16 protein-coding genes are annotated in these 14974 nt (G+C 56.4%); 10 read left to right on the top strand and 6 right to left on the bottom strand.

Translation table 11 applies throughout. From position 1 onward, the window contains the following. Nucleotides 1-10: 10 nt before the first annotated feature. Nucleotides 11-694, bottom strand: a complete 684-nt coding sequence (locus tag IM313_RS02505) for a molecular chaperone (protein WP_041911869.1) — start codon at nucleotides 692-694, stop codon at nucleotides 11-13. 55 nt (nucleotides 695-749) lie between these two features. Beyond that, a complete protein-coding gene (locus IM313_RS02500) occupies nucleotides 750-1304 on the bottom strand; it encodes a fimbrial protein (RefSeq protein WP_182034955.1) in 555 nt (184 codons plus the stop codon). Between the two features lie 576 nt (nucleotides 1305-1880). Between IM313_RS02500 and IM313_RS02495 the strand changes: the two genes are divergently transcribed. Further along, nucleotides 1881-2906 (top strand): TerC/Alx family metal homeostasis membrane protein, encoded by a 1026-nt coding sequence (locus IM313_RS02495; protein ID WP_045259396.1) that lies wholly within the window; start codon nucleotides 1881-1883, stop codon nucleotides 2904-2906. A 60-nt stretch (nucleotides 2907-2966) separates the two neighbouring features. Here IM313_RS02495 and IM313_RS02490 read toward each other — a convergent pair whose 3' ends face one another. Then, the gene (locus IM313_RS02490) at nucleotides 2967-3629 is read right to left on the bottom strand and encodes an HAD family hydrolase (RefSeq protein WP_028014726.1); all 663 of its coding nucleotides are present in this window, start codon (nucleotides 3627-3629) and stop codon (nucleotides 2967-2969) included. A gap of 240 nt (nucleotides 3630-3869) precedes the next feature. Here IM313_RS02490 and IM313_RS02485 point away from each other — a divergent pair, with 240 nt between their 5' ends. Beyond that, entirely contained in the window at nucleotides 3870-4397 is a 528-nt protein-coding gene (locus tag IM313_RS02485) for an NlpC/P60 family protein (RefSeq protein ID WP_028014725.1), read from the top strand. Between the two features lie 5 nt (nucleotides 4398-4402). Here the strand turns inward: IM313_RS02485 and IM313_RS02480 are convergent, their stop codons facing one another. Next, nucleotides 4403-5197, bottom strand: coding sequence for an SDR family NAD(P)-dependent oxidoreductase (locus IM313_RS02480; RefSeq protein WP_028014724.1), 795 nt, complete (start codon nucleotides 5195-5197; stop codon nucleotides 4403-4405). 32 nt (nucleotides 5198-5229) lie between these two features. Then, nucleotides 5230-6111, bottom strand: coding sequence for a LysR family transcriptional regulator (locus tag IM313_RS02475; protein ID WP_045259394.1), 882 nt, complete (start codon nucleotides 6109-6111; stop codon nucleotides 5230-5232). Between the two features lie 99 nt (nucleotides 6112-6210). Between IM313_RS02475 and IM313_RS02470 the strand changes: the two genes are divergently transcribed. The 8 genes from IM313_RS02470 (at nucleotide 6211) to arnF (ending at nucleotide 14407) form a co-directional block, all read left to right on the top strand. After that, entirely contained in the window at nucleotides 6211-6717 is a 507-nt protein-coding gene (locus IM313_RS02470; RefSeq protein WP_028014722.1) for a phenolic acid decarboxylase, read from the top strand. 323 nt (nucleotides 6718-7040) lie between these two features. Beyond that, entirely contained in the window at nucleotides 7041-8180 is a 1140-nt protein-coding gene (arnB, locus tag IM313_RS02465) for a UDP-4-amino-4-deoxy-L-arabinose aminotransferase (protein ID WP_045259393.1), read from the top strand. Nucleotide 8181: 1 nt separating this feature from the next. Beyond that, entirely contained in the window at nucleotides 8182-9165 is a 984-nt protein-coding gene (arnC, locus tag IM313_RS02460) for an undecaprenyl-phosphate 4-deoxy-4-formamido-L-arabinose transferase (RefSeq protein WP_041911876.1), read from the top strand. Continuing rightward, entirely contained in the window at nucleotides 9162-11144 is a 1983-nt protein-coding gene (gene arnA / locus IM313_RS02455) for a bifunctional UDP-4-amino-4-deoxy-L-arabinose formyltransferase/UDP-glucuronic acid oxidase ArnA (RefSeq protein WP_192971955.1), read from the top strand. The genes arnC and arnA overlap by 4 nt, the downstream gene beginning before the upstream one ends. Further along, complete coding sequence (arnD, locus tag IM313_RS02450; protein WP_126327229.1) at nucleotides 11141-12043, top strand: 4-deoxy-4-formamido-L-arabinose-phosphoundecaprenol deformylase; 903 nt, start codon at nucleotides 11141-11143, stop codon at nucleotides 12041-12043. Before arnA ends, arnD begins: the two co-directional genes overlap by 4 nt. Further along, entirely contained in the window at nucleotides 12040-13695 is a 1656-nt protein-coding gene (gene arnT, locus IM313_RS02445; protein ID WP_192971954.1) for a lipid IV(A) 4-amino-4-deoxy-L-arabinosyltransferase, read from the top strand. Before arnD ends, arnT begins: the two co-directional genes overlap by 4 nt. Beyond that, nucleotides 13695-14030: a 4-amino-4-deoxy-L-arabinose-phosphoundecaprenol flippase subunit ArnE gene (gene arnE / locus IM313_RS02440; protein WP_041911880.1), complete on the top strand. Its 336-nt coding sequence runs from the start codon at nucleotides 13695-13697 to the stop codon at nucleotides 14028-14030. Before arnT ends, arnE begins: the two co-directional genes overlap by 1 nt. Then, a complete protein-coding gene (arnF, locus tag IM313_RS02435) occupies nucleotides 14027-14407 on the top strand; it encodes a 4-amino-4-deoxy-L-arabinose-phosphoundecaprenol flippase subunit ArnF (RefSeq protein ID WP_028014715.1) in 381 nt (126 codons plus the stop codon). Before arnE ends, arnF begins: the two co-directional genes overlap by 4 nt. Here the strand turns inward: arnF and acpT are convergent. Then, nucleotides 14364-14972 carry a 4'-phosphopantetheinyl transferase AcpT gene (acpT, locus tag IM313_RS02430; RefSeq protein WP_028014714.1) on the bottom strand — a complete coding sequence of 203 codons (609 nt, stop codon included), beginning with the start codon at nucleotides 14970-14972 and terminating at the stop codon, nucleotides 14364-14366. The two genes, arnF and acpT, sit on opposite strands and share 44 nt — an antisense overlap. Nucleotides 14973-14974: the final 2 nt, after the last annotated feature.

The following is a 14974-nucleotide window of genomic DNA, read 5'->3' as shown; positions in this document are numbered from 1 at the left end:
TTTAAAATCGTTATTCTATTTTTTGTGTGATTAACTGGCTGTTGCCGCCATAATCATTGATATATTTCCATTGCACGGTGGCATTGTTTTTCAAAAGCGTGTTCCTGAGCGTGAATGTTGTGCTGCTTTTAGGCGCGAGCATGTCAATCTCTGACCATGCTTTGTTATTGATCTTCACCTCCGCAAAGGAAATGTAATAAGACGAGTTGTTGCGTACAATGAGTTCGTTATTTTTAACAGACCATTGCACATTCTTACTAATATCCGTGGGTTCATCCATTAAATTTGACGGACGATAAAATAATTTGATCCGGGTATTTACCGCTATCTGCAGTTTATTAATATCCTCTCTGGAAGAGGAGGGGATCGATTTTACGTTGATCCAGAAAAGCGACTCGCGATCCTGCGGTAAAGGCGCGCCGTTATAGATAATACGGAGCGCGTTGGACTTACCTGCATCCATGCGAAAAAGCGGTGGCGTCACAATAAACGGGGCTTTGGTGCCCTGTGAATCTTTGCCCTGTACCCAGCTCTGTACCAGGAACGGGCTGGCAGTATTATTTCTGACTGTAATATTGCTCTCTTTCTTGTCCGCATGATATACCACCCGCGTATTGGATAAGGTCACACTGGCGTGTGACATACAAGAGCCAAAGAGCAGAGCCAGCAGCGTCAGATAGCGTTTCCTTAACATAAAACGTCCTTGCGTTCCGGGCTGTTATTCATTGCCCGGAACTGAGTTGAATGATTTATTTATAGATAATGGTGTAATCCGCAACCGCATCTGCCTTACCGGCGGTCACAGCATCCAGGGATGATTTATAACGGGCTGAATACAGCAGGGTGGCTGCCCCCGCGGTGCCATCACCGGTAATAGGAACAAATTTATTCGGGTTGTCGCCCAGTTTTAACGATGTTCCATCTTCATTCAGGAATTCAATACCCAAACCCGTTGCGGCGTCGCCACCGGTTTTAAGCGCGAGCAGATTATTATCATTAGCATCATAGGCACCGCCAAATCGTGCTCCGGCTGATTTAAGGACGGCGGTATCGCAGTTAGACAGTTCTATCTGGATACGGTGAATACCCGCAACGTCACCTTTTTCTTTAAATGCTGAAGACGAGATGGTACCCATATCGATCGTTGGGTTCCCCCCCTGACCGTTAATATCGACATCACAGGTGCTCGCGGTAATCATACCCGTGAATTCAATGGTCCCTGCGCCTTTACCTGGCGCTGCATGGCTGGAAGGACTGGCAATTGCAGCCAATAAAAATCCCATGGTAATAACGGATTTATTCATTTTTTAAAATATTCCTCAGTGTGTAAAAGGTAGAACAGTATTATTTCGGGTTAGTCACTCGAAAGCGTTGTTGTGGTCACGGGATGTGGATATTCCGCTAATATGAAACATTAAGGTGGATATTCATCATCGCTTACCAGTCCATGTGAAAAACTTCCATTACAAGAAGTCTGAATATTTTTCTGGGTCAGGTTAACAAGCGTTTAAAAAAAATAAAGTGAGAACGTCATGATTTGTCTTTGGTGGCTTTAAAATCAATGAGTTAAGTTGTTTTTATCAGGGTTTTATCAGCAATTCAGTGTGAGAATTTTACGGCTTATTTACTACTTACCGAATGTCAGGGTCAGCTCAGATAATAAAACTTTCATAATAATGAAAGAATAATCTCCGGAAGAACACGTTGCCTTCCCGGAAGACGTAAGAGAAATCCTGGCACTTTTAACATCACATTTACATTGCCGGGCTGGCGTCAAGAAGTGTTATTATTATTCTCTTGCCCGGTGATACGGGCGTTTTCTTTTTTTTGTTGCAAACGTTGCCTCTGCCAGCGCGCAGATGAAGGTTAAGGATAGATTCATGGCTTCTGCTCATCTCGGTTTCCCGACTGAAACCGTTGTTGTCTTTGTGGTGATGGCCGTTGGGGCGATGTTTATCGACCTCTTCATGCACCGTCACGATAAACCTGTTTCGCTGAAAAGTGCGGCCATGTGGTCCGTTTTCTGGTTCTCGATGGCGATGGCCTTCGCCGGTTTTCTGTACATCCACCACGGCGCCGAGATGGCGAGCCTGTTCCTCACCGGTTACGCGCTGGAAGAGGTGCTCTCCATCGATAACCTGTTCGTGATGATGGCGATCTTTGCCTGGTTCGGCGTGCCGGATAAGTACCGTCACCGTGTGCTCTACTGGGGCGTGCTGGGGGCGATTGTCTTCCGCGGTATTTTCGTGGCGATCGGCACCAGCCTGCTGAGCCTGGGGCCTTACGTGGAGGTTATTTTTGCGCTGGTCGTCGGCTGGACGGCGGTGATGATGCTCAAGCGCAATGAAGAGAGTGACGAAGTGGAAGATTACTCGGGTCACCTTGCCTATCGCCTGGTGAAACGCTTCTATCCCGTCTGGCCCAAAATCAGCAGCAACGCGTTTATCCTGACGCAGAAAGAGGTCGATGCGGAGCTTGAAAAGCCGGAAAACCAGGACGTAACGGTTGGCCGCGTGAAGAAGGCGAAGCGCTACGCAACGCCGCTGCTGCTCTGCGTGGCGGTGGTGGAACTCTCTGACGTGATGTTCGCGTTTGACTCCGTACCGGCGATTATTGCGGTAAGCCGCGAGCCGCTGATTATCTACAGCGCCATGATGTTCGCCATTCTCGGCTTGCGTACCCTCTACTTTGTGCTGGAAGCGCTTAAGCAGTATCTGGTGCACCTGGAGAAAGCGGTGGTGCTGCTGCTGTTCTTCGTGGCGTTCAAGCTGGGTCTGAATGCGACCGATCACTTCTGGCACCACGGTTACAGCATTGGCGCGACGGCCAGCCTGTTTGTGGTGTTAGGTGTGCTGGCGCTGGGGATTATTGCGAGCGTATTGTTCCCGGGGAAACGTGAGGCCTGATGCACCGCTTTTCTCCCTCTCCCTGTGGGAGAGGGCTGGGGTGAGGGCAACAGACCGCACCTAACCCTTAATCGGTGAATTCCGGCGCTTGCGTGGGTGATGGAAGTGCCGCCAGTGAGGATCCTGCGCCGCGGCCAGCAGTTCGTGGTCGCCGCGGGTGTCGCCCCAGGCTCGCAGATGATAGTCGTTCAGATCGCCATACACCTTCTCCAGCCTCGCCACTTTCTGGGCGCAGCGGCAGTTATTGCCCGTAATGCGTCCCGTCAGCTTGCCGTCCTTCACTTCCAGCTGCGTGCCAATCAGCTTAATGCCGAGCCTGTCCGCCCACGGCTGGAGCACCAGCGCCGGCGACGCAGAGCAGATCGTCACTTCCGCGCCGGAATTCACCTCAGCCGCCACCGCCAGAACCCCTTCGGGGCGCATCAGCTTGTTCCAGTATTTTTCGCAAAAGGCTTCCGCCTGCTGGCGTAGCCAGTGTTCGTCCACGCCTGTCAGGAACGTTTTAATCAGCACTTCCTTCAGCTCATCACGCGTCAGCTTGCGGCGCACGCAGTGGAGCGTGGGCAGCGCCATGCGCACCAGACGACCCGCAAAGTAGCGTTTCCCAAAGGCAAAACGCAGGAAAGGGATAAAGCTGTCGTGGTGCGTGAGCGTCCCGTCAAAGTCAAAGACAGAGAGCACGCTGGATTTCGCCACCGTCTCGTCGGCAATCATATTGGTCATAAATACGTCTTAGCTGAATTACACATTCTGTCGATCAGTTTACCTGCTTTATCTGAACAGTCCTTACATCACCACCTTTTTTTTTCTCAATCTTGCGATCTGAAAGTGAGTCCAATTTTGGCCTCAATAATGATTGGTGAAAAAGTGAGCAGTCTATATTATCGCCACATCGAAAGATATTTCGGGGGAACGTTGGCCCCCACAGGTAAGGATAAATTCACTCTTAGCTCCTGTTTAGATATGACATTCAGATCGCTTATTTCAATCCTCACGTTAAGTTTTGCTTCGTTTTCCGCACTGAGTTTTCAGTTGCCCGCATCGATGATCTCCGCCGATAGCACATTTGCGGAATCGCCGGTGAAGTCGGCCCTGCTTCACCAGGAGACAGGCCCACTCCGCTCCCGGATACTGGATCAATACCAGAAATGGAAAGGGACTCACTATCAGTGGGGCGGCACCACGCACCGCGGAGTGGATTGCTCCGCGCTTATGCAGCATCTGTTCAGCGATGCGGCGCATCTTTATCTGCCGCGCACGACGAGTGAGCAGATCCATCGTGGTGTACAGGTAGCGCAATACCGTCTGAAGGCGGGAGATTTGGTCTTCTTCCAGACGGGACCGAACCGCAGGCACGTTGGCGTGTATATCGGTAACAGCCAGTTTATTCATGCCTCCAGCAGCCAGGGCGTAACGGTCTCAACCCTGACTGATGACTACTGGCAGGATCGTTACATTACCGCCCGTCGTGTCGCGGGCAGCGCCGCCTGACGACATTAAATAATGTCATCCACCACGCCACCATCGACGCGCAATGCCGCGCCTGAGGTGGCGGAGGCCTGCGTCGAACAGACATAAATCACCATATTAGCCACCTCTTCAACGGTGGCGGCGCGCTGGATAACCGAGCTGGGGCGGTTGGTCATGACAAATTCTTTCGCCAGCTGCTCCAGCGATTTACCGGTTTTCTCGATCTCATCTTTCATCATTTCAGCGAAACCGTCGGACATCGTCGGGCCCGGCAGCACGCTGTTCACCGTCACACCGCTTCCCGCCACGAACTTCGCCAGCCCGCGCGCCAGCGAAAGCTGTGCCGTTTTGGTCACCCCGTAGTGGATCATGTCTGCCGGGATATTGCAGGCTGACTCGGAGGAGATAAACACCACGCGGCCCCAGCCTTTTTTCACCATGCCCGGCAGCAGGGCGCGGGAGAGGCGCACGCCGGACATCACGTTGGTCTGCCAGTAGCGCTCCCAGGTTTCATCGTCGGTGCCATAGAAATCCTGCGGGCCGTAAATCCCGGCGTTGTTCACCAGAATATCGACGTCGCTCGCGACCTTCAGCAGCGATTCAACCCCTTCCGCGGTGCTGAGATCGGCAATGGCGGCACGCACCTGCACGCCAGGCACAACCTGCTGTAGCTGCTGAATACCTTTGTTCACCGAGTCGGTGCTGCGGCCATTAACGATCACTTCCGCGCCGCTTTCTGCCAGGCCTCTGGCAATGGCAAACCCGATCCCGCCGGTTGAGGCGGTGACCAGGGCCACTTTCCCCGCAAAGTCGATTTTCATCATCAGCTCCTTATCGTTTTAACGTTCGGACCTTAAAGCGTAGCAGGTGATGATGACGGCTCCTGGCTAAAAAGGCGCAGCAGGGTTTCAACCTGCTCATCCAGCGGGGCGAGGGTGCGCTTCACGATCAGATGCAGCGGCGTGGCCCGACGAACGCCGTGGCTCAGCGGGAGGAGTTTCAGTACGCCTTGTTCCAGCTGGGGCTGAATGCGTTCCTCTGGCAGCCAGCCGTAGCCGACCTGCGAGACGACCGCCTCTATGGCAGCGTCGATGGTCGAGAACGTCCACGACTCGCCGGCAGCCCGCGCGGCGTTCTGGCTGTCCGCAATCTGGATTAGCGGCCACGGGCGCAGCATCTCATCATTCAGCGGCGCGTCGAGGCTAAAGAGGGGATGCCGGTGATGCGCCACGGCGACAAAGTCAATGTTCATCAGCCATTCGCCGAGCCCGGTAATGTCCTGGCGGCGGGTTAAAACCATCACATCGGCCTCGTTGTTCATGGCATCGGCGCGGGTATTTTCCAGCACCTCCGTGAGGCGGACCTGAGTTTGCGGATACTGCTGCTGGAACTGACGCAGAATGGCGAACAGGCGGCGGCGTGGGAAAATCGAGTCCACCACCAGGTCCAGCCGCGTGCGCATCCCGTTACGAAGGGTCGCCGCGCGCGTCTCGACATACGAAAACGCTTTCAGCAGCGGTTTCACCTGGCCGAGAAGCAGTTCACCGGCCGGGGTCAACACCGCCCTGCGCCCCTCCGGCGCCAGCAGCGCCACGCCCAGCCGCTCCTGCAGCAGCGACAGGTTATAGCTCACCGAGGACTGACTGCGGTGGGTTTCTTCCGCAGCTTTGGCAAAGCTGCCCGCATCCACCACTTTTTCCAGTAAGGCCCACTGTTCCAGCGTCGTCTTGTGCATGATTTATCTAAAATTTGGATGAATTTGATTAAAACATAGCGTTATTCATTCATTTTTTGAAGGCTTAAGATCGTCTCATCAAAACGAAGGAGACATCTTATGAACACATTCGACAAACACGACTTAAGCGGCTTCGTTGGCAAACATCTGGTTTATACCTATGACAACGGCTGGAATTACGAAATTTACGTCAAAAACGAGACTACTCTCGACTACCGTATTCACAGCGGTCTGGTGGCGAACCGTTGGGTTAAAGATCAGCAGGCTTACATCGTGCGGGTAGGGGAGAGCATCTATAAAATCTCCTGGACCGAGCCAACCGGTACGGACGTTAGCCTGATTGTGAACCTGGGCGACAAACTGTTTCACGGCACCATCTTCTTCCCGCGTTGGGTCATGAACAACCCGGAAAAAACCGTCTGCTTCCAGAACGACCATATTCCGCTGATGAACAGCTATCGCGATGCGGGGCCGGCATATCCAACAGAAGTGATTGACGAATTTGCCACCATCACCTTTGTACGCGACTGCGGTGCGAACAACGAAAGCGTGATTGCCTGCGCGGCCAGCGAGTTACCGAAAAACTTTCCCGATAACTTAAAATAAGCGCGACAGTTAACTAAAAAGAAAAGTTCCCGGTTATTTCTTCTTTCTCTGAAATAACCGGGATTTTTTTTGTTTGTTTATGTTTGGTTTAAAATAACATTTTGTAAAAATTGAGTTCGATCACGAAATAAATAATTCATAATTACATAAGTTATTGTTTATAAATGAATTAATATTGATTTGGTCACATCTTAATTACGCATCTTAATTTTTCCCTAAGAAATGAACGATACCTTGATATGAGTTTATGGTTCGTTGAAATAAACGAAAAAGTAATTGGTTAATATCAAGCGCGTGCCATTCTTATTGCAAGGAAATTAATGATGAGTGATTTTTTGCCTTTTTCCCGCCCGTCGATGGGCAGTGAGGAATTAGCGGCGTTGCAGGAGGTTTTAACCTCCGGCTGGATCACCACCGGGCCTAAAAATCAGGAACTTGAAGCGGCATTTTGTCAGCTGACGGGGAACCAGCACGCGATTGCCGTCTGCTCGGCGACGGCGGGCATGCACGTCACGCTGATGGCGCTGGATATTGGTCCGGGCGATGAGGTCATTACCCCCTCCCAAACCTGGGTCTCCACGCTGAATATGATCGTGCTGCTGGGCGCCACGCCGGTCATGATCGATGTGGACAACGAGACATTGATGGTGACGCCGGAAGCGGTTGAAGCCGCCATTACCCCGCGTACCAAAGCGATTATTCCCGTGCATTACGCCGGCGCGCCGTGTGATATCGACGCCATTCATGCCGTCGGTGAGCGTCACGGTATTACGGTGATTGAAGACGCGGCCCATGCCGCCGGAACGTACTACAAGAACCGTCACGTGGGCTGGAAAGGCACGGCGATTTTTTCCTTCCACGCCATCAAAAACATGACCTGCGCGGAAGGTGGTTTAGTCGTCACGGATAACGCCCGGCTTGCCGCGCGGATCCGCAGCCTGAAATTCCACGGCCTGGGCGTGGATGCCTATGACCGCCAGACGCACGGCCGCGCGCCGCAGGCCGAAGTGATCTCCCCGGGCTTTAAGTACAACCTCGCAGATATCAACGCCGCGCTGGCGCTGGTACAGCTGGGTAAGCTGAAAGAGGCCAACCTACGCCGCGAGGCAATCGCGCAACGCTACCTGCGCGAGCTTGCCGATACGCCGTTCCAGCCGCTGAGCATTCCGTCATGGCCGCACGTTCACGCCTGGCACCTGTTTATTATTCGCGTTGATGAAGCGCGCTGCGGGATCTCACGCGACAACCTGATGGCGGCGCTGAAGGAGCAAGGCATCGGCACCGGCCTTCATTTCCGCGCGGCGCACACCCAAAAATACTACCGCGAGCGTTTTCCTGATGTATCGCTTCCGAATTCGGAATGGAACAGCGCGCGTATTTGTTCTCTCCCTCTTTTCCCGGACATGACTCATGACGACACAACCCGCGTCATTACCGCGCTCCATCAGCTTGCAGGACATTGATATGTTCAGCGCACCGCCTGTACAAAAAGTTTCTGTGGTCATCCCTGTTTATAACGAGCAGGAGAGCCTGCCCGAGCTGATCCGCCGCACCACGGCAGCCTGCGATACGCTGGGCAAAGCCTATGAAATTTTGCTGGTGGACGACGGCAGCAGCGATGATTCCGCGCTGATGCTGACCGAAGCCGCCCAGGCCGAAGGCAGCCATATTGTCGCCGTGCTGCTTAACCGTAACTATGGCCAGCACTCCGCCATTATGGCCGGGTTCAGCCACGTTACGGGCGATCTGATTATCACCCTGGACGCGGATCTGCAAAACCCGCCGGAGGAGATCCCGCGCCTGGTGGCGAAAGCCGATGAAGGCTATGACGTGGTCGGCACGGTGCGTCAGAACCGCCAGGACAGCCTGTTCCGCAAGCTGGCGTCACGCACCATCAACCGCCTTATTCAGCGCACCACCGGTAAAGCAATGGGCGATTACGGCTGCATGCTGCGCGCCTACCGCCGCCATATTGTCGACGCCATGCTGCACTGCCATGAGCGCAGCACTTTTATTCCGATCCTCGCCAACACCTTTGCCCGCAAGGCAACGGAAATTCCGGTCCTGCATGCCGAGCGCGAGCACGGGGAATCGAAGTACAGCTTTATGCGTCTCATCAACCTGATGTACGACCTCGTCACCTGCCTGACCACCACGCCGCTGCGCCTGCTGAGCGTGTTCGGCAGCATCATCGCCCTGGCCGGCTTTACGCTGTCCGTCCTGCTGGTGGTGCTGCGGCTGGTCTTTGGCCCGCAGTGGGCGGCGGAAGGGGTCTTCATGCTTTTTGCCGTGCTGTTTATGTTCATCGGCGCCCAGTTCGTCGGAATGGGCCTGCTCGGTGAATACATAGGCCGTATCTATAACGATGTTCGCGCACGTCCGCGCTACTTTATTCAACGTGTTGTCCGTCAGGAACACAAAGCATCTCAAGAGGAAAACCACCCATGAAAGCCGTTGTATTTGCCTATCACGATATGGGGTGCGCGGGCACGCTGGCCCTGCTGGAAGCGGGCTATGACATTGCTGCAATCTTTACCCATCCGGACGTGGCGGGAGAGAATCACTTCTTCGGCTCCGTGGCGCGTATCGCCGCCGAGCGCGGTATTCCGGTGTATGCTCCGGACGACGTCAACCACCCGCTGTGGGTGGATCGCATCCGCGCGCTCGCACCTGATGTCATCTTCTCGTTCTACTATCGCAACCTGATCTGCGACGAGATCTTAGGCCTGGCCGCAAAAGGGGCGTTTAACCTTCACGGCTCTCTGCTGCCCGCCTACCGTGGCCGCGCGCCGCTGAACTGGGTGCTGGTCAACGGCGAAACGGAAACGGGCGTGACGCTGCACCGCATGGTACGCCGCGCAGATGCCGGGGCCATCGTCGCCCAGCAGCGCGTGGCAATCGACGCGGATGAAACCGCGCTTGAGCTGCATCATAAACTCTGCACCGCGGCGCAAAGCCTGCTGCGTGACGCGCTGCCAGCCATCCTCAACGGCACCTTCAGCGAGACCGAGCAGGACGAAAGCAAGGCCTGCTGCTTTGGCCGCCGCGCGCCGGAAGATGGTCGCCTGGACTGGAATAAACCCGCCCGCCAGCTGCACAACCTGGTGCGCGCCGTGACCGACCCGTGGCCGGGCGCGTACAGCTTTGCGGGCGTAAGCAAATTTATCGTCTGGAAATCCCGCGTGCGTGACGATATCCCGGCCGCTAAGCCGGGCACCGTCGTCTCCGTCTCCCCGCTGATTGTGAGCTGCGGCGAGCAGGCGCTGGAGATCGTCACCGGGCAGACCGACAACGGCCTGTACGTTCAGGGCACGCAGCTGGCGCAGTCTCTGGGGCTGGTGGCTGGGGCGCTGATCACCAGCGCGCCGGTGGTTGCCATCAAGCGCCGCACGCGCGTGCTGATCCTCGGCGTGAACGGCTTTATCGGGAACCACCTGACCGAACGTCTGCTCAAAGACGATAACTACGAGATTTACGGTCTGGATATCGGCTCTGACGCCATCAGCCGTTTCCTCAACAACCCGCGCTTCCACTTTGTGGAAGGGGATATCAGCATTCACTCCGAGTGGATCGAATATCACATTAAAAAATGCGACGTGGTGCTGCCGCTGGTCGCCATCGCCACGCCAATTGAGTACACCCGTAACCCGCTGCGCGTGTTCGAGCTGGATTTCGAAGAGAACCTGAAGATCATCCGCGACTGCGTGAAATACGACAAACGCATCATCTTCCCGTCCACCTCTGAAGTGTACGGCATGTGTACCGACAAAAACTTCGATGAGGATGCCTCCAGCCTGGTGGTCGGGCCGATCAACAAGCAGCGCTGGATCTACTCTGTCTCCAAGCAGCTGCTGGACCGCGTAATTTGGGCCTACGGCGAGAAAGAGGGTCTGCGCTTTACCCTGTTCCGTCCGTTTAACTGGATGGGTCCGCGTCTGGATAACCTGAACGCGGCGCGAATCGGCAGCTCCCGCGCGATCACTCAGCTGATCCTGAACCTGGTCGAAGGCTCGCCTATCAAGCTGATTGAAGGTGGGAGCCAGAAACGCTGCTTTACGGACATCAGCGACGGTATCGAAGCCCTGTTCCGCATCATTGAGAACAAAGATAACCGCTGCAACGGTGAGATCATTAACATCGGTAACCCGGAAAACGAGGCGAGCATTCGCGAGCTGGCAGAGATGCTGCTGGCCAGCTTTGAGCGCCACCCGCTGCGCGATCGCTTCCCGCCGTTTGCCGGTTTCCGCGAAGTGGAAAGCAGCAGCTACTACGGTAAGGGCTACCAGGACGTCGAGCACCGTAAGCCAAGCATCCGCAACGCGAAGCGCTGCCTGAACTGGACGCCGACGGTGAAGATGGAGCAGACCATTGATGAAACGCTCGACTTCTTCCTGCGCACCGTGGAGCTATCGGAACAGGCCTCATGAAAAAAGTCGGTTTACGCATTGATGTCGACACCTTCAGGGGAACGCGTGACGGCGTGCCCAGACTGCTGGAACTGCTGAGCAGGCACGGCGTGCGTGCCAGCATTTTCTTCAGCGTGGGGCCTGACAACATGGGACGCCATTTATGGCGTCTGGTTAAACCGGCATTTCTGTTCAAAATGCTGCGCTCGCGCGCGGCATCCCTCTACGGCTGGGATATTTTGCTGGCCGGCACCGCCTGGCCCGGCAGACGCATCGGCGCGGGTAATGAAGCGGTTATCCGCGCGGCGGCGCAGCAACACGAGGTCGGCCTGCATGCCTGGGATCATCACGCCTGGCAGGCGTGGGCGGGCGTCTGGGATATCCCGCGCCTGTCCCGTGAGGTCGAGCGTGGAATGCTGGAGCTTGAGGCCATCATCGGTCAGCCCGTGCGCTGCTCCGCCGTGGCGGGATGGCGTGCCGACCAGCGGGTGGTCAAAGCCAAAGAGCATTTCGCGTTTCGCTACAATAGCGACTGTCGTGGAACCGGGCCGTTTTTGCCGCTGTTGGGCGAAAATCGCTACGGTACGGTGCAAATTCCGGTCACGCTTCCCACGTGGGATGAGGTGGTGGGGCGCGAGGTGAAGGCGGAAGCATTTAATCGCTACATTCTGGACCGCATCCATCGTGACGCCGGAACGCCGGTCTATACCATCCATGCAGAAGTGGAAGGGATTGCCTGGCAGCATGATTTCGATGAACTGCTGACGATGGCCGCTCAGGAAGGCATTGCGTTCTGTCCGTTGAGCGAGCTGCTGCCGGACGACCTCAGCACCCTGCCCGTGGGTAAAGTCGTCCGTAATGAACTGGCTGGCCGGGAAGGCTGGCTTGGCTATCAACAAACCGTGAGTCCGGTCCCATGAAAACAGCCCGTTATGGCGTAGCGCTTTTCGCACTGTTTATCGTTTATTACTTCATTCCGGTCGATATTCGCCTGCTGTGGCAGCCTGATGAAACGCGCTATGCGGAAATCAGCCGCGAAATGCTGGCAACGGGTGACTGGGTTGTCCCGCATTTCCTCGGGCTGCGCTACTTTGAAAAGCCGATTGCCGGCTACTGGATCAACACTATCGGACAATGGCTGTTCGGGCACACGAACTTTGCCGTACGCGCCGGGTCGATCTTCTCCACCGGGCTCGCGGCGCTGCTGGTGATCTGGATGGCCTGGCGTCTCTGGCGGGATAAGCGTACGGCCATTTTCTCCGGCCTGATCTTCCTGACCCTGTTCCTGGTGTATGGCATCGGCACCTATGCGGTGCTGGACCCCATCGTCACCCTGTGGCTGGTGGCGGCGATGTGCAGCTTCTGGCTCGCCTCACAGGCGCGCACCGTGGCCGGAAAAGCGGGCGGCTATGTGCTGCTTGGGCTGGCCTGCGGCATGGGGGTGATGACCAAAGGCTTTCTGGCGCTGGCGGTACCGGTGATCGGCGTGCTGCCGTGGGTGGTTGCCCAAAAGCGCTGGAAAGAGGTGCTGATTTTTGGCTGGCTCGCGGTCCTGAGCTGCGTGCTGATTGTTCTGCCGTGGGGGCTGGCCATTGCGCACCGCGAGCCTGATTTCTGGCGCTACTTCTTCTGGGTTGAGCATATTCAGCGTTTTGCCCAGAGCGACGCGCAGCATAAAGCTCCGTTCTGGTATTACCTGCCGTTCCTGCTCGCGGGCAGCCTGCCGTGGCTGGCGCTGCTGCCAGGCGCGCTGCGTCTTGGCTGGAATGACAGGCAAAACGCGGGCGGCGGCTTCTACCTGCTGGGGTGGGTGGTGATGCCGCTGCTGTTTTTCAGCATCGCTAAAGGCAAGCTGCCGACCTATATCCTGCCCTGTTTTGCCCCGCTGGCTATCCTGATGGCGCGCTATGCCTGCCTCGCGGCGGAAAAAGGGGCCAGAGCGTTGCGCATTAACGGCGGCATTAACCTGGCGTTTGGCGCTATCGGCGTGGTGGCGGCGCTGGCGGTCTCGCCGTGGGGGCTGGCTAAGCATCCGGTCTGGACGTCGGTCGAACTGTATAAAGTCTTCTGCGCGGTGGTGGCGTTCCTTATCTGGGGCGCGGTAGGCTGGTTTACGCTGCGGCAGAGCCAGCGGCGCTGGTGGCTGGCGGCGCTGTGTCCTGCGGGTCTGGCGTTGTTGATTGGTTTTGCCATTCCGAACCTGGTGGTGGATTCCAAACAGCCGCAGTCGCTGGTGGATACTGTGCGCGAGCCGCTTCAGGGCAGCCGCTTTGTGCTGACCAATAACGTTGGCGTGGCTGCGGGCCTGGCGTGGGAGCTGAAGCGCAGTGACATCACGCTGTTTGCTCAGAGCGGCGAGCTGCGCTACGGGCTGGATTATCCCGATGCGAAAGATCGCTTTGTCAGTGAAGACGACTTCGCGCAGTGGCTGGCAACGCATCGTAAGCAGGGAAGCGTGTCGCTGGTGATGCTGCTGTCTAAACGTGACGATATTGCAGAGGCGAATTTACCGCAGCCGGACAATCTCTATATCCAGGGGCGTCTGGCCCTGCTGGAGTATCTGCCGAAGTGATGACCTGGACCTGGCTCATACTGGCAAGCCTGCTGAGCTGCGCGGGACAGCTGTGCCAGAAACAGGCTACCCGTCCGGCGAAAGGCGGACGGCGTGGCGCGCACATCATGCGGTGGCTTGGCCTGGCGATGCTGGCGCTGGGCTGCGGAATGCTGGTCTGGCTGGTGGTGCTGCAGCGCCTGCCCGTCGGCGTAGCTTACCCTATGCTGAGCCTCAATTTTGTCTGGGTGACGCTGGCGGCGAAGGTCTTCTGGCGCGAGCACGTTGCTGTGCACCACTGGCTGGGGGTCGGGTTCATTATCATGGGGATTATCGTGCTGGGAGGAAGCCTGTGAAAGGCGCGTTCTGGGCGTTATGCAGCGTGCTGTTAGTCAGCGCCGCACAGCTGTTGCTGCGCGATGCCATGCAGGCTCTGCCGCCGGTCAGCGATTTTCTGACGTTTATCTCCGCGCTGTGGCACGTTTCGTCCGGCACGGGCGCGCTGCTGCTGGGGTTAACGGGATACGTTGCCTCCATGGGCTGCTGGTATCTGGCGCTGCATCGCATGGCGCTCAGCAAAGCGTATGCCTTGCTGAGCCTCAGCTATATCCTTGTATGGGGTGCGGCAATCCTGCTGCCCGGCTGGGGGGAGCACTTCTCCTGGCATGGGCTGCTGGGCGTCGCGTTGATTATGCTGGGTGTACTGGTGATTTTCCTGCCCCGACGTGAATAATCGACTCGGTGGTCAGGGTGTAAGGGGTCGAGGTACAGACGGCAAGGCTCAGAGAACCGAGCTGCAGCTGGCTGACCGAGTGCGACTGCGCCGTGCTGTCGATGCTGACAATCTGCCAGGCGCTGCCGCCGCGCTGTTTCACAATCGCTTCTTTGCGCGTCCAGATACGCCAGAAGGCAGAAAGCTGTTCCTCGGGCGCTTCACGCTCCAGCTCGTCATGCTCTGTCAGGCTGAAAACGGCGTTGGCCAGCGCCTGCCAGTTCTTGCGGGGGCGAATCACTTCGATATCGCAGCCCACTTCGCCTTCATCGCTCATCAGCAGGGCGATATCATCACCGCTATGGCTCAGGTTGAACCACAGCGGATCCCCCTTCGCAAAAGCCGGCTTCCCCTGCTCGCCGTAAATGATGTCGGGGAGCGGGTGAGGGGATAATGTTCTGGCGAGCAGCGTCCGGCCCGCCAGCCAGGAGGCCTGTCGTGCACCCTGAGGTGCCTTATCTGCAAGCGTTGACGCCAGCGGGTCCGCGCAAAGGGTGGAAATTTTTCCCAGTACAAACCGGTACATAG

The sequence above is a fragment of the Enterobacter cloacae complex sp. P2B genome (assembly GCF_014895985.1).
Lineage (GTDB): Bacteria > Pseudomonadota > Gammaproteobacteria > Enterobacterales > Enterobacteriaceae > Enterobacter > Enterobacter bugandensis.
Note: the sequence above shows the minus strand (reverse complement) of the source record. Positions and strands in the feature narration are given on the sequence as shown.

Bases quoted from the DNA above. Each gene is read 5' to 3' on its own strand.
- IM313_RS02505 (WP_041911869.1), bottom strand. From the start codon at position 694: ATGTTAAGGAAACGCTATCTGACGCTGCTGGCTCTGCTCTTTGGCTCT.
- IM313_RS02500 (WP_182034955.1), bottom strand. From the start codon at position 1,304: ATGAATAAATCCGTTATTACCATGGGATTTTTATTGGCTGCAATTGCC.
- IM313_RS02495 (WP_045259396.1), top strand. From the start codon at position 1,881: ATGGCTTCTGCTCATCTCGGTTTCCCGACTGAAACCGTTGTTGTCTTT.
- IM313_RS02490 (WP_028014726.1), bottom strand. From the start codon at position 3,629: ATGACCAATATGATTGCCGACGAGACGGTGGCGAAATCCAGCGTGCTC.
- IM313_RS02485 (WP_028014725.1), top strand. From the start codon at position 3,870: ATGACATTCAGATCGCTTATTTCAATCCTCACGTTAAGTTTTGCTTCG.
- IM313_RS02480 (WP_028014724.1), bottom strand. From the start codon at position 5,197: ATGAAAATCGACTTTGCGGGGAAAGTGGCCCTGGTCACCGCCTCAACC.
- IM313_RS02475 (WP_045259394.1), bottom strand. From the start codon at position 6,111: ATGCACAAGACGACGCTGGAACAGTGGGCCTTACTGGAAAAAGTGGTG.
- IM313_RS02470 (WP_028014722.1), top strand. From the start codon at position 6,211: ATGAACACATTCGACAAACACGACTTAAGCGGCTTCGTTGGCAAACAT.
- arnB (WP_045259393.1), top strand. From the start codon at position 7,041: ATGAGTGATTTTTTGCCTTTTTCCCGCCCGTCGATGGGCAGTGAGGAA.
- arnC (WP_041911876.1), top strand. From the start codon at position 8,182: ATGTTCAGCGCACCGCCTGTACAAAAAGTTTCTGTGGTCATCCCTGTT.
- arnA (WP_192971955.1), top strand. From the start codon at position 9,162: ATGAAAGCCGTTGTATTTGCCTATCACGATATGGGGTGCGCGGGCACG.
- arnD (WP_126327229.1), top strand. From the start codon at position 11,141: ATGAAAAAAGTCGGTTTACGCATTGATGTCGACACCTTCAGGGGAACG.
- arnT (WP_192971954.1), top strand. From the start codon at position 12,040: ATGAAAACAGCCCGTTATGGCGTAGCGCTTTTCGCACTGTTTATCGTT.
- arnE (WP_041911880.1), top strand. From the start codon at position 13,695: ATGACCTGGACCTGGCTCATACTGGCAAGCCTGCTGAGCTGCGCGGGA.
- acpT (WP_028014714.1), bottom strand. From the start codon at position 14,972: ATGTACCGGTTTGTACTGGGAAAAATTTCCACCCTTTGCGCGGACCCG.